The organism is Luteimonas sp. R10 (genome assembly GCF_045689605.1).
GTDB lineage: Bacteria > Pseudomonadota > Gammaproteobacteria > Xanthomonadales > Xanthomonadaceae > Luteimonas.
Genome location: NZ_CP141262.1, coordinates 4,223,615 through 4,236,085, shown reverse-complemented (window position 1 = coordinate 4,236,085; position 12,471 = coordinate 4,223,615). Strand labels below are relative to the sequence as shown.

Here is a 12,471-nt window from a genome sequence, read left to right as displayed (position 1 = left end):
CCGCCACCTCGCGCTGGTAGCGCTTGCTGGAGGAGGCGTCCGCAAACACGACTTCAGGCGGGCGAGTGACGGCCATGATCGAGGATCAAGAGGACAAAGCCGTCCACAAGAGCGGACTAAGGGCCGGGGAATGTCCACAACTTGGGATTAACGGACGAATGGCGCTTGGTCAGCCTGATCTCGCCATGCCGCTGATCCAACCACTGGCGGTTCGTGCCGGGGTGGCTGGCCATGCCAAGGCTTCCCCCACAACGCTTCGCGGAAGACATCCTAGCTTTCCGCATGCACAGGCCCGCAGGGGGCGAGGCAGACATCGGCCGCGCAGCCGTCTGGAAGCGCTACTGGGACTCGGCGCGTCAAGTCAGTGTGTTGTCGACGATGCGGCAGGCGATGTCGATCGTGTTCTGCACCCTTGCCGTGTCTCCGACGTAGGCGGTCAATGCGGCTTCGGCGCGATGGCGCAGGCTCGCGGCGTCGATCAGACCGTGCCGGGCCAAGGCGACGATGTCCTCGCGGTCCTGGCCGGCAAACCGTCCCAGCTTGCTGACGGCCAGGTCGAGCGGCGACAGCAGGCGGACGTCGAGCACGCAGGCATCCACGCCGGGGAGCGCGAGCGGCCGGGCGTCGTCGTAGGCGTCCTCGTGCATCAGCGCCAGGGTGTCGTTGTAGTTGCGGTCCAGGTACAGCAGCTGCGCGGCGCCGTCGGCGTCGCGGTAGGCGACTTCCAGGTTCTCGGGCAGGGCGATGCGGCGCGAGAACGCGGCGTCGACGTCCCTGGACACCCGTTCGCCGGTGTAGAAGTGCAGGGCTGCGCCGCCGGCGATGTACATCCGGATCGGCAGGGCTTGCGGTGAAACATTGCGCAGGGATCCGGCGATGCGCTGCACGATCTCGCCGAGTGCGGTCAGGTACTCGCGCTGGGCGTGGGTTCTAGGCTGCATGCTTTCGCTCCATCGCCAGCAGCGGCAGGAAGCGCGACGGCCGCAGCGGGCTGCGCTCCAGCCAGCGCGTGAACACCGCCGGTTCCGTGGCGCCGGGATGCAGGTGCTCGGCCAGCGCCAGCAGGCCGCGCCGGTCGAGCCCCGGCTCCCCGGCCAGCATGACCGCCAGGCCGGCCATGAAGAAGCGCGGTCCCGCCGCCGTCCATGCGTCGTGCGCCAGGTTCCCGGACGCGGCCAGCTTCAGCAGCCGCGCCTCGTCGTTGCGATCCAGGGATGCGGGGAAATGGCCGTCGGGCGTCGTCGCCGTCGCGGCCGCGCCGTCGTCGATGACCAGCCGGGCGCCCACCGCGGCCGCCAGCGCCTGCAGGGTGGACAGGTCGCAGCTGCTGCGCCGGCGCAGGCGCGAGAGGGTTTCGTTGCGCACGCCCGCGCGCGCGGACCAGTCGGTGTCCGTCAGCGAGCGCGCCCGGGCCTTGGCGGTGAGGTCGGCAAGGAAGGCAGGGAGTTGAGAATTTGACTTTTTCATCAACGGATACATAGCGTTGATTGATTGGTAAGTCAATGAATGAGCGCCAAGCTTTGGTCCATGCGGCAAATCCGATATTTGGCGATTTATCAGAGCAAATCCCCCTCAATCCCCCTTTTTCAAAGGGGGAGGACAAGCGCCAAGAAGTGTGGGGAAACCTCAGGGTCAGGTTCGCTTTTCAGTCTTGGTTCGACCCCTCGGCGGCGACCAGCGAGAATAGCGGGCTATCCATACTTGCCCGTCCGCTTCCGTCATGACCGCTTCCGGCCAGCCGCTGCCGAGTCCATTGCCCGACCCGGCCTCCCTGCGCCTGTCGGTCGCGCCGATGATGGACTGGACGGACACCCACTGCCGGGTCTTCCACCGCCTGCTGGCGCCGCATGCGCGGCTGTACACCGAGATGGTGCACGCGAACGCGGTGATCCACGGCGACCGCGCGCGGCTGCTGGCGCTGGATCCGGTCGAGCACCCGGTGGCGCTGCAGTTGGGCGGCAGCGAGCCGGAACTGCTGGCGCAGGCGGCGGCGATCGGCGCCGCGTACGGGTTCGACGAGGTCAACCTCAACTGCGGCTGCCCGTCGGACCGGGTGCAGGCGGGGCGCTTCGGCGCCTGCCTGATGCGCGAGCCGGCGCTGGTGGCCGACAGCGTGGCGGCGATGATCGCGGCGCTGGCGGATGCGCCGCGTCCGGTGCCGGTGACGGTGAAGTGCCGGCTCGGGGTGGACGACGACCACGATTACGGCCGCTTCCGCGCCTTCGTCGACACGATCGCCGAGGCCGGCTGCCGAGTCTTCGTTGTGCACGCGCGCAACGCCTGGCTCAAGGGCCTGAGCCCGAAGGAGAACCGCGAGGTGCCGCCGCTGCGCTACGACTGGGCCTGGCGGCTCAAGCGCGAGCGGCCCGACCTGTCGGTAGTCGTCAACGGCGGCATCGCCGACGCCGACGAGGCGACGGCGCACCTCGAGCACGCCGACGGCGCCATGCTCGGGCGCGCGGCCTACCACGACCCTTATCTGCTGCATCGTCTCGACGTCGCCTGGTTCGGCGGTGCGTTGCAGTCGCGCGGCGAACTGCTGCGCGCGCTGCGCCCCTACGTCGAGGCGCAACTCGCCCGGGGCGTGGCGCTCAAGCACGTCACCCGGCACGTCCTCGGCTTGTTCAACGGCCAGCCGGGCGGGCGCCGCTTCCGCCAGGTGCTGAGCGAAGGCGCACACCGGCCGGGTGCCGGCTGGGGTGTAGTCGAGCAGGCGCTCGCCGCCACCGAAGCCACGCGCCGCGCCGCCGCATGATCACCCGCGATCCGGCCGCCTTCCTCGCCTTCGGCCGCGGCTGCGCGCCGGACTTCGGCCCGGCGACGGCGAAAGCGGCGTTCCTGGTGGCGCCGGACGGCTTCGCCCGTGCCGAGCAGTCGGCCGCCGACAACCGCTACATGGCCGAGGCCGCCGCCTTCGATGCCGCGCGCGCCTGCGCCCAGCACCGCGACCTGCAGCGCGCCATGGCCGCGGCGCTGCCGACGGTCTGCTTTCCCGGCGAGCCGCAGTCGCCCGACGCACTGTTCCCCAACAACGTCTTCGCCACCGTGCCGGGGCGGCTGATCGTGGGCCGGATGCGCCATCCCGTCCGCCGCCGCGAGGCCGAACGCCCGGACATCCGCGCCTTCTTCGCCAAGACGCTCGGCTATGCGGTCCACGACCTGTCCGGGCAGCCGCATCCGTGCGAGCTCACCGGCGCGCTGGTGATCGACCGTGCCCGCGGCCTCGGCTTCTGCGGCCTGTCCGAGCGTTGCGACCCGGACGGCGCCGCGCTCATGCACGAGGCCTTCGGGCTGCGCGCCACCCTGATGTTCGAGCTCGCGCCTGGCGAGTACCACGCCAACGTGGTGCTGGCGGTCCTGGCCGGCCGGGCGGTGCTGCTGTGCCCGGACGGTTTCGCCGATCCGGATGCGGCCGACGCGATCGCGCGGTTGTACGCGCCGCACACGATCCGGCTGTCGCCGGCCGAGCGGGCGGGCTTCGCCGGCAATGCGATCTCGTTGAATCCTGAGACCGTCTGGATGAGCGCCACCGCTGCGGCCGCGCTGGCCCCGGCCACCCGCGAAAAACTGGCGCGCGCCGGCTTCAGGTTGCAGGCGATTGCGCTCGATGCGCTCGAACCGGCCGGCGGTTCGCTGCGTTGCTGCGTTGCAGAAATCTACTGAACGGGCATCATCAGGCGGGCGCGGCTGAACAGCGCGCATCGACTTCAGAAAAGTTAAGGACGGATTCACCCAGGAAAATCAACAATTTGGGCCCGGACAGAGAGCCGGGGTCCTATTCATCCCACTGCGGAACCCGTTCCTCATGCCTGTTTCCTGCCGTTCGCTGCTGTTGTCGCTGTTGGCCGTCGCTCTGGCCGGCGTGACGACCGCGTCCGCACAAGGTCTGGCGCAAGGGCAGGAGCGGGAGCGGGAACGGGAGCGGGGCCGGCCCGAGCAGGGGCCGTCGCGCGCGATCGCGCAACCCGAGCCGTCGTCGCGCCTGCGCCGCCAGGACGCGATGGCCGATTCCATCCGCCACATTCGCAGCTCCACCCGCGGCACCTTGATCAGCGCCGAGCGAATGCATTCCAACGGCCGCGAGATCAACCGCATCAAGGTCCTCGACGACCGCGGCCGGGTGCGCGTTTACGAGGACGATCCCCAGCAGCGCCACCAACGCTCACGTCGCGACAACGACTGAGTTCAGATACTTGAACGCAACGGCCGCCGCGCGGCCACCGATCCGGAGTGACGCATGCGAATCCTGCTCGTCGAAGACGAAGCCCCCTTGCGCGAGACCCTGGCCGCGCGCCTGAAGCGCGAAGGCTTTGCGGTGGATGCGGCGCAGGACGGCGAAGAGGGGTTATACATGGGACGCGAGGTGCCGTTCGACGTCGGCATCATCGACCTGGGCCTGCCGAAGATGTCGGGGATGGAACTGATCCGCGCGTTGCGCGACGAGGGCAAGCAGTTCCCGGTGCTGATCCTGACCGCGCGTTCGAGCTGGCAGGACAAGGTGGACGGGCTCAAGCAGGGCGCCGACGACTACCTGGTCAAGCCCTTCCACGTCGAGGAACTGCTGGCGCGGATCAACGCGCTGGTGCGCCGCGCCGCCGGCTGGAGCAAGCCGACGCTCGAGTGCGGCGCGGTGATCCTGGACCTGGCCGCGCAGACGGTCAGCGTCAACGGCCAGAACGTCGACCTCACCAGCTACGAGTACAAGGTGCTCGAGTACCTGATGATGCACGCCGGCGAGCTGGTCTCGAAGGCCGACCTGACCGAGCACATCTACCAGCAGGACTTCGACCGCGACTCCAACGTGCTCGAGGTCTTCATCGGCCGCCTGCGCAAGAAGCTCGACCCCGACGGCACGCTCAAGCCGATCGAGACCGTGCGCGGGCGCGGCTACCGCTTCGCGATCCCGCGGAGCGGTGAGCAGTGAGGCGCGCGCGGACCTGAGCGTGTCCGCACCGGGGGGCCGGTCGACCGTCCGCGGCCGCGCGTGTCGCGGCGTTCGCCGTGGCGCGGTCCGGTAGCCTGTCGCCATGGCGATCGAGCATCGACGACGCGCACTTCCCTGGCGCCCGCGCTCGCTGCAGGTGCGGCAGCTGCTCGCGGCGAGCCTGGGGCTGGTCGCGTTCCTGGCCCTGGCCGGCTATGCGCTGGACCGGGCGTTCGTCGATGTCGCCAGCGAGCGCCAGCGCGACAGCCTGCGCGGGTTCGCGGAGAACTACGCGGGCATCGTCGAGTTCGCCCGCGACGACACGTTGATCCCGCCCGAGTACCCGCCGGACGAGCGCTTCAACCGCCCCGGCACCGGCCTGTACGCGGCGGTGATCACCGCCGACGAACAGTGGTATTCGCCGTCGGCCCAGGGCCCGCAGCTGCCGGAACTGACGATGCTCGAGGGCGGCCAGGAGCGCTTCGACGGTCCCCTGCCGATCGTCGACAGCGCCGGCGCGCCGGGCGAGGTGATCCGCTACGGCATGGGCTTCGTGCTGGTGCGCAATGCCGACGAGATTCCCTACACGGTCTACATCATGGAGGATGCCGGCAACCTGCCGCAGCAGGTGCAGGTCTTCCGGCGCGCGCTCTGGCGCTACCTCGGCGTCGCCGGCCTGATCCTGCTGCTGCTGCAGACCGTGGTGCTGCGCTGGAGCCTGTGGCCGCTGCGCCACGTGATCAACGAGCTCAAGCGCGTGCAGCGCGGCCAAGCGAACCGCATGGGCGAGCTGCATCCGCGCGAACTGCAGCCGCTGACCGACAGCATCAACGCGTTGATCGAGAGCGAGCGCCAGAACCTCGAGCACCAGCGCAACACCATGTCCGACCTGGCGCACAGCCTGAAGACGCCGCTGGCGGTGCTGCGCACCCGCCTGGACGCCGGCGACGACAGCGGCCTGCGCGAGGAGGTGGAGACGCAGCTGCGGCGGATGAACGACCTGGTCGGCTACCAGCTCGGGCGCGCGGCCTCGAGCGGGCACAAGCTGTTCGCGGCGCCCGTGGAGGTCGAGCCGCACGCCGAGCAGATCGTGCGCGGACTGGAGAAGATCTACGCCAGCAAGGGCGTGATCTGCGAGTTCGACATCGACCGGGAGGCGCAATTCCACGGCGAACCCGGCGACCTGCAGGAACTGCTCGGCAACCTGCTGGAGAACGCCTTCAAGTGGGCGCGGTCGCGGGTGTTGCTGACGGCCCGGCCGGGCGAGTCCGCGCCCAACCGCCGCCCCGGCCTGCTGCTCGCGGTCGACGACAACGGGCCCGGCATTCCGCCCGAACGGATCGTCCACGTCCTGCAGCGCGGCGTGCGCGGCGACGAGCGCGTGCAGGGCCACGGCATCGGCCTGGCGATCGTGCAAGACATCGTGCGCAGCTACCGCGGCGAACTGCAGGTGACGGCGTCGGAGGAGCTGGGCGGCGCGCGGTTCGTGGTGACCTTGCCGCCGGGACTGTGAGGTCGGGAATCGGGAGTCGGGAATCGGAAAAGCGCAGTGACGGGATCCGAATCTGGACCGTCGTCCCGGCGGCTTGCGATCCCTCTGTCCGGTTTGGTTGCGGCTTTCGGCGTATGGGCTCGCGGTGATATCGGCACGTTCACGCCGCGCGTCGCGACTTCCGTCGCTCCCACGGGAGTCATGGCTGTTGCGGGAGCCATAGCTATTGTGGAGCCATGGCTATTGTGGAGCCATGGCTGTTGTGGAGCCATGGCTGTTGTGGAGCCATGGCTGTTGTGGAGCCATGGCTGTTGTGGAGCCATGGCTGTTGTGGAGCCATGGCTGTTGTGGAGCCATGGCTGTTGTGGAGCCATGGTTGTTGTGTTTTGTGGGAGCGACGGAAGTCGCGACATGCGGTTGGAATTCGCCGCGCATCGCCAATTCAAGCGCTGTCACGCGAACGGCGATACGCCGTACAACCGCTCGAGGTGTCCGGCCACCTCCGGCAACTGCCGGCGCAGCGTGGCCGGATCGCTGAAGTGGTACTCGCTGCATACCGCGAAGAACTCTTCCGGCGCTTCCGCCGCATACGGGTCGATCGCGACGTCGGCGTCGCGTTCGACCTCGGCCACGAAGCCGTCGTAGCTGCGCTGGAAGTCGCGTGCCCATAGCCGTTGCCAGTCGCGCGGCAGCGGCGGGGTGCCGTCGAGCACGCCGTCGAGCGCGTCGAGCTTGTGCGCCATCTCGTGCACGGCGACGCAGAAGCCGGCGTCCGGCTGTCGCAGGTCGGCCTCGATGTCGGCCCAGGACAGGATCAGCGGGCCCGCCTCCCAGGCCTCGCCGATCAGCTCGTCGTCCCATTCGTGCAGGACGCCGGCGGCGTCGACGTGGGTCCGGTTCACCCGGAACGCGTCCGGGTAGACGATCAGCTGCGACCAGCCGTGCAGGCCTTCGGCGCCGAATTCGAGCAGCGGCAGGCAGCACAGCGCGGCCAAGGTGGCGCGGCGATCGTCGTCCAGCTGCAGCTCGCCCACCGCGGTGACGGCCTTGTCGTGCAGGAAGCGCGCCGCCAGCGCCTGCAGGCGCCGGTCGCGGGCCTCGTCCAGGCGCGCCACCCAGGCGGCGCGGCCGCGCACGCGTTGCCAGAGGTCGGAGGGGATCGGAGCGGGGGTGCGCCGCAGGCGCCGGATCAGGCCGAGCACGCGGACCGGGCCGACCTCAGCGGAACATGCCGGGCAGGAAGCTGTGCCAGCGCGGGCCGCGAACGCTGTTCTCGGTATTGCCGCCCGAGGCCGGCTTGGCGCGTTCCTCGACGGCGGGCTTCGCGTTGCCCGCGTGCTCGCCCCGGGGATCGCCCGGGCCGGCATTCTTTTCGGCCGGCGCGGAGGGGCAGCCGCCGTCGCCGTTGGCGCCGGCCTGGCGGACTTCGCGGGCCAGCAGCGGCAGGCTGGCGGAGCAGAGCAGCAGCAACAGCGCGAATCGGAGGAGCATGGCGGCGGCCTGTAATGGGAGACGGCAACGCACAACGACCAACTATAGCGCGGTTGTGCCGCCGTTGCCGGGCGAGGCATGCTGCACCGCGGCAGCCGCCGGCCCCGGCCGCGACGGCCGATGCCGCGGCTCGGATACGCGGATAATCGCGATCGGCCTTCCCGGCATCTCCACTTCTCCAGCGACCATGCACTCCGAACGCGCCCTGCTCGAACGACTGCTTGCCGGCCCGGTCTCGGGCGACGGGCTCGCGCGCGACTGCGGCCAGACCCGGGCGGCGGTGTGGAAGCGGATCGAGGCGCTGCGCGCCGCCGGCATCGCGATCGACGCCAGCCCCGGGCGCGGCTACATCCTGGCGCAGGAACTGGAATTGCTGGAGGTCGCGCGGATTCGCGATGCGCTTCCGCCGGAGGTCGGCGCCGAGATCGCCGGCCTGGACGTGGCCTGGACGCTGGACTCGACCAATTCCGAACTGCTGCGCCGCGAGACCCCGGCGACCGGCACGGCGGTGCTGCTGGCCGAACGCCAGAGCGGAGGACGCGGCCGCCGCGGCCGCGACTGGGCCTCGCCGTTGGCGGCGAACCTGTACCTGTCGCTGGCGCGCCGCTTCTCCGGTGGCCTCGGCCGCCTCGGCGGCCTGGGGCTGGTCGCCGGGGTGGCGGCGGTGGATGCGCTGCACGCGCTTGGTGCGACGCGCGTGCGCCTGAAATGGCCGAACGACCTGGTGGTGCACGACACCGAACTGCGCAAGCTCGGCGGCCTGCTGGTGGAGGGCGGCGGCGAGCATGCCGGGCCTGCGCGTGCGGTGATCGGGCTGGGGTTGAACCTGCGCATGCCGGCCGCGGCCGCCGGCGCCATCGCCCAGCCATGGACCGACCTGGCCACGGTCGCCGAGGGCCGGATGCCGCCGCGCAACGCGCTGGCGGCAGCGCTGATCGCGCGACTGGTGCCGGCGCTGGCGCGGTTCGAGCGCGACGGCCTGGCGCCGTTCCTGCCGCGTTTCGCCGCGCTCGATGCGCTGGCCGGCCGCGCGGTGGAGGTGCACGCCGGCGACGGCATCCACGCCGGCATCGCGCTCGGCGTCGCCGGGGACGGCGCGCTGCGGGTGCGCCTGGGCGACGGCGAGCGGTGCTTCCACGCCGGCGAGGTCAGCGTGCGCCGCGGGGCGGCCGCATGAGCGAGTGGCTGTTCGACCTCGGCAACAGCCGGCTCAAGTTCGCGCCGCTGCACGGGGACGGCATCGGGGAGGTCGTCGCGGTGGACCACGACGGCACCCGCTTCGCCGCCGGCTGGGACGCCGCGCTGCCGCCGCGTTTCGATGCGGCCTGCCTCGCCAGCGTGGCGGCGCCGGAGCTGCGGGTGGCCTTGCTCGACGCGCTGGCGCGGCGCTGCGGGCGGGTTTCGGTCGCCACCACGCTGCGGCGCTGCGACGGCGTCGAGATCGCCTATGCCGAGCCGCAGCGGCTCGGCGTCGACCGTTTCCTGGCGCTCCTGGCCGCGCATGGGCACGGCGCCGGGGCGAGCCTGGTGGTCGGCGTCGGCACCGCGTTGACCCTCGACCTGGTCGATGCGCACGGGCGCCACCGCGGCGGCCGCATCGCACCGTCCCCGGCGCTGATGCGCCAGGCGCTGCACCGGCGCGCGCGGCAGTTGCCGGCCGAAGGCGGCGACTACGCCGAGTTCGCCGACGACACCGTGGATGCGCTGGCGTCGGGCTGCGAAGGCGCCGCGCTCGCCCTGGTCGAACGCAGTCGCGATGCCGCACGCGACCTGCTGGGGGGCGAGCGGCCGCGGCTGCTGCTGCACGGCGGCGGCGCGCAGGCGCTGGCGCCGCGGTTGCACCGTGCCCTGCTGGCGCCCGCCTTGGTGCTCGAGGGACTCGCGCGCTGGGCGCGGATGGCGCCTCCGGCCTGAGCGCTCCGATATGCGCAACGCGTGCGGGAAGCACGCGCCGCGCGCGCTTACAATCCCGCGATGCTCCTGCGCGCCGCCATCGTCCTGTTGCTGGCCCTCAACCTCGGCGTCGCCCTCTGGTGGGCGACGCGATCGCCGCCCGCGCCCGAAGCGCCGCCCGCGCACCCTGCCGGCGTTCCGCGGTTGCAGCTACTGTCGGAGGCGACGCCGCAGGCACGCGCCACGGCGGCATCGGCGGATGCCGCCGATCCGCAGCCGGAGGCGGCGCTCTCCGAATCGGGCGAGGCGGATCCGCCGCAGACCGAAGCGCCGCCCGCGTCGACGGCCGCATCCGGTGAAGGCGCGGCGCCTGCGCCGGTGCAACCGGCGCGCTGCCTGGCGCTCGGCCCGTTCGCCGACGCCGATGCCGCGGCGTCGGCGCGCGCGCGGCTGCAGCCCCGGGCGCTGCGCCTGCGCACGCGCGAGGTCGTGGAAGCGCCGCGCGGCTGGCGGGTGATGCTGCCGCCGCTGGCCGACCGCGACGCGGCGCAGGCGACGGTGCAGAAGCTCGTCGCCGCCGGGTTCGACGACCACTTCATCATCGCCACCGGCGAGGAGGCGAATGCGATCGCCCTCGGGCGCTTCAGCGGCGAGGCCGCGGCCCGCCGCCACGTCGCCAACCTGCGCGAGGCCGGCTTCGGCGCGCAGGCCGAGCCGCTGGGCGACGCCGGCAGCCGGCACTGGCTCGACATCGCCGTGGCGGAAGGATTCGATGCCGCCGCGGCGCGCGCCGAAACCGGCGCGGCGCGGGCGGATGCCGTCGACTGCGCCGGCCTCGCTGAAGCCGCCGCGGCGGCGCGTTAGAATGCCCGCCCTCCCGGGCCGCCCGGACCATCCACGCCGGCATAGCTCAGCTGGTAGAGCAACCGCCTTGTAAGCGGTAGGTCGTCCGTTCGATTCGGACTGCCGGCACCACCACCACGGACGACGACGATGCCACGGAACTATCCACCCGTTTCGATCCTGGGCGTGCCGACCGACGTCGGCGCCGGCCACCGCGGCGCGCGCATGGGGCCGGAGGCGCTGCGGATCGCCGGGCTGGCCGAGGCGCTGCAGGCGCGCGGCATCGACGTGGTCGACCGCGGCAACGTCGACGGTCCGCCCAACCCGTGGCTGCCGCCGGTGGACGGCTACCGCCACCTGGACCAGGTGGTCGCCTGGAACCGCGCGCTGATGGAGGCCTCGGCCGCGGAGCTGCGCGCCGGGCGCATGCCGGTGGTGCTCGGCGGCGACCACTGCCTGGCGATCGGGTCGATCGCGGCGGTGGCCAACCACTGCCGCGCGCAGGGACGCAAGCTGCGCGTGTTGTGGCTCGATGCGCATTCGGACTTCAACACCAGCCGGGTCACGCCCTCGGGCAACATCCACGGCATGCCGGTGGCCTGCCTGTGCGGCATCGGTCCCGAGGCCCTGACCGGGATCGGCGGCCACGTTCCGGCGATCACGCCGGACCAGGTGAAGCAGATCGGCATCCGCTCGGTCGACCAGGAGGAGAAGCGGCTGGTCAAGGAGCACGGGCTCGACATCTTCGACATGCGCTTCATCGACGAGGTCGGCATGAAGCGGGTGATGGAGCAGGCCCTAGACGGGCTCGATGCCGACACCCACCTGCACGTCAGTTTCGACGTCGATTTCCTCGATCCCGGGATCGCCCCGGGAACCGGCACCACGGTGCCGGGCGGGGTGAACTACCGCGAGGCGCAGCTGGTGATGGAGATGATCGCCGACAGCGGCCGCATGGGTTCGCTCGACGTGGTCGAGGTCAGCCCGGCGCTGGATGACCGCAACGTGACCGCGGAACTGGCGGTGGACCTGGTGGAGAGCCTGTTCGGCAAGTCGACCCTGATGCGCGATTGAGCTGCGGCGTTGCCGGCATGCGCCGGGACGGACCCGGTGCGGAACTGAACGGGGACGGTGGGGCGTGCCGCATGCGGTGCGGAGTCGACATGGCGTTCACGCCGACCTGCGGTTTCATGTACGCACGGGTCGCCGGTTCGGGACGCGCACGGCAAGCGACCCCTCACCACAGGAGAACTCCATGAAGCGTTTGACAGCCCTGCTGCTGCTCGCCCTCTTTTCCGCCGCCACCATGACCGCGTGCAACACCGTCGAAGGCGCGGGGAAGGATGTGCAGAAGGTCGGCGAGAAGGTCGAAGATGCCGCCGACAGGACCGGTGGGACCGATCCGGACTGATGCTTCGCGGCGGCTTGGCCGCTTGGCACACGAAACAAGAAGCCGGCGTTCGCGCCGGCTTTTTCGTGCCTGGCGGCTTGCCCATGAATGCTGAACCGCTCAGCTCGTTCATGGACGTCAGCACGACCCAACGCAAATTTGACCGGATGCGAATCAGGATGTCGCCACGCTGTCGTCGACGGCGAACCGCCGTGGCGTACGAAGGAGACACCGATGAACAAGGACATCATTTCCGGCAAGTGGACCCAGATCAAGGGACGCGCCCAGGCGCAGTGGGGAGACTTGACCGACGACGTATTCGATATCGCCGAAGGCGACAGCAAGTACCTGGCCGGCAAGCTGCAGGAGCAGTACGGCTGGACCCGCGAGCGCGCCGAGCAGGAAGTGCGGGATTTCGAACGGACGATTTGAGCCGGG

General features: G+C 70.9%; 15 protein-coding genes and 1 tRNA gene. 12 read left to right on the top strand and 4 right to left on the bottom strand.

Annotated elements, in window-relative coordinates:
- Positions 1-356 precede the first annotated feature (356 nt).
- Together U3649_RS18520 and U3649_RS18515 are read right to left on the bottom strand one after the other, a co-directional pair.
- Positions 357-941: a DUF6036 family nucleotidyltransferase gene (locus U3649_RS18520; protein ID WP_407352752.1), complete on the bottom strand. Its 585-nt coding sequence runs from the start codon at positions 939-941 to the stop codon at positions 357-359.
- Complete coding sequence (locus U3649_RS18515; protein WP_407352751.1) at positions 931-1,467, bottom strand: hypothetical protein; 537 nt, start codon at positions 1,465-1,467, stop codon at positions 931-933. Before U3649_RS18515 ends, U3649_RS18520 begins: the two co-directional genes overlap by 11 nt.
- A 253-nt stretch (positions 1,468-1,720) precedes the next feature.
- Here U3649_RS18515 and dusA point away from each other — a divergent pair, with 253 nt between their 5' ends.
- The 5 genes from dusA to U3649_RS18490 all read left to right on the top strand — a co-directional run bounded on the left by dusA (position 1,721) and on the right by U3649_RS18490 (position 6,437).
- Positions 1,721-2,755 (top strand): tRNA dihydrouridine(20/20a) synthase DusA, encoded by a 1,035-nt coding sequence (gene dusA, locus U3649_RS18510; protein WP_407352750.1) that lies wholly within the window; start codon positions 1,721-1,723, stop codon positions 2,753-2,755.
- Positions 2,752-3,663, top strand: coding sequence for an arginine deiminase-related protein (locus U3649_RS18505; protein WP_407352749.1), 912 nt, complete (start codon positions 2,752-2,754; stop codon positions 3,661-3,663). Before dusA ends, U3649_RS18505 begins: the two co-directional genes overlap by 4 nt.
- A gap of 142 nt (positions 3,664-3,805) precedes the next feature.
- A complete protein-coding gene (locus tag U3649_RS18500; RefSeq protein WP_407352748.1) occupies positions 3,806-4,183 on the top strand; it encodes a hypothetical protein in 378 nt (125 codons plus the stop codon).
- A gap of 54 nt (positions 4,184-4,237) precedes the next feature.
- Entirely contained in the window at positions 4,238-4,924 is a 687-nt protein-coding gene (locus U3649_RS18495) for a response regulator transcription factor (RefSeq protein ID WP_149194670.1), read from the top strand.
- 151 nt (positions 4,925-5,075) lie between these two features.
- Entirely contained in the window at positions 5,076-6,437 is a 1,362-nt protein-coding gene (locus U3649_RS18490; protein WP_407354660.1) for an ATP-binding protein, read from the top strand.
- A 431-nt stretch (positions 6,438-6,868) separates the two neighbouring features.
- Here U3649_RS18490 and U3649_RS18485 read toward each other — a convergent pair whose 3' ends face one another.
- Together U3649_RS18485 and U3649_RS18480 are read right to left on the bottom strand one after the other, a co-directional pair.
- Positions 6,869-7,618 (bottom strand): zinc-dependent peptidase, encoded by a 750-nt coding sequence (locus U3649_RS18485; RefSeq protein WP_407352747.1) that lies wholly within the window; start codon positions 7,616-7,618, stop codon positions 6,869-6,871.
- A 16-nt stretch (positions 7,619-7,634) separates the two neighbouring features.
- Complete coding sequence (locus tag U3649_RS18480; protein WP_407352746.1) at positions 7,635-7,907, bottom strand: hypothetical protein; 273 nt, start codon at positions 7,905-7,907, stop codon at positions 7,635-7,637.
- Between the two features lie 187 nt (positions 7,908-8,094).
- On the opposite strand from U3649_RS18480, the gene birA reads away from it, so the two are divergent.
- From birA to U3649_RS18445, 7 genes are all read left to right on the top strand, one after another.
- Complete coding sequence (gene birA, locus U3649_RS18475) at positions 8,095-9,084, top strand: bifunctional biotin--[acetyl-CoA-carboxylase] ligase/biotin operon repressor BirA (protein ID WP_407352745.1); 990 nt, start codon at positions 8,095-8,097, stop codon at positions 9,082-9,084.
- On the top strand, positions 9,081-9,821 hold the full coding sequence (locus U3649_RS18470; RefSeq protein WP_407352744.1) for a type III pantothenate kinase: 741 nt from the start codon (positions 9,081-9,083) through the stop codon (positions 9,819-9,821). Before birA ends, U3649_RS18470 begins: the two co-directional genes overlap by 4 nt.
- A gap of 60 nt (positions 9,822-9,881) precedes the next feature.
- Positions 9,882-10,664 (top strand): SPOR domain-containing protein, encoded by a 783-nt coding sequence (locus U3649_RS18465; protein ID WP_407352743.1) that lies wholly within the window; start codon positions 9,882-9,884, stop codon positions 10,662-10,664.
- A 35-nt stretch (positions 10,665-10,699) separates the two neighbouring features.
- Positions 10,700-10,775: transfer RNA gene (locus U3649_RS18460), tRNA-Thr, on the top strand.
- An 18-nt stretch (positions 10,776-10,793) separates the two neighbouring features.
- Positions 10,794-11,717, top strand: coding sequence for an arginase (gene rocF / locus U3649_RS18455; protein WP_407352742.1), 924 nt, complete (start codon positions 10,794-10,796; stop codon positions 11,715-11,717).
- A gap of 181 nt (positions 11,718-11,898) precedes the next feature.
- On the top strand, positions 11,899-12,054 hold the full coding sequence (locus tag U3649_RS18450; RefSeq protein WP_370563624.1) for an entericidin A/B family lipoprotein: 156 nt from the start codon (positions 11,899-11,901) through the stop codon (positions 12,052-12,054).
- Between the two features lie 213 nt (positions 12,055-12,267).
- On the top strand, positions 12,268-12,465 hold the full coding sequence (locus tag U3649_RS18445; protein ID WP_407352741.1) for a CsbD family protein: 198 nt from the start codon (positions 12,268-12,270) through the stop codon (positions 12,463-12,465).
- The last annotated feature ends 6 nt before the right edge of the window (positions 12,466-12,471 follow it).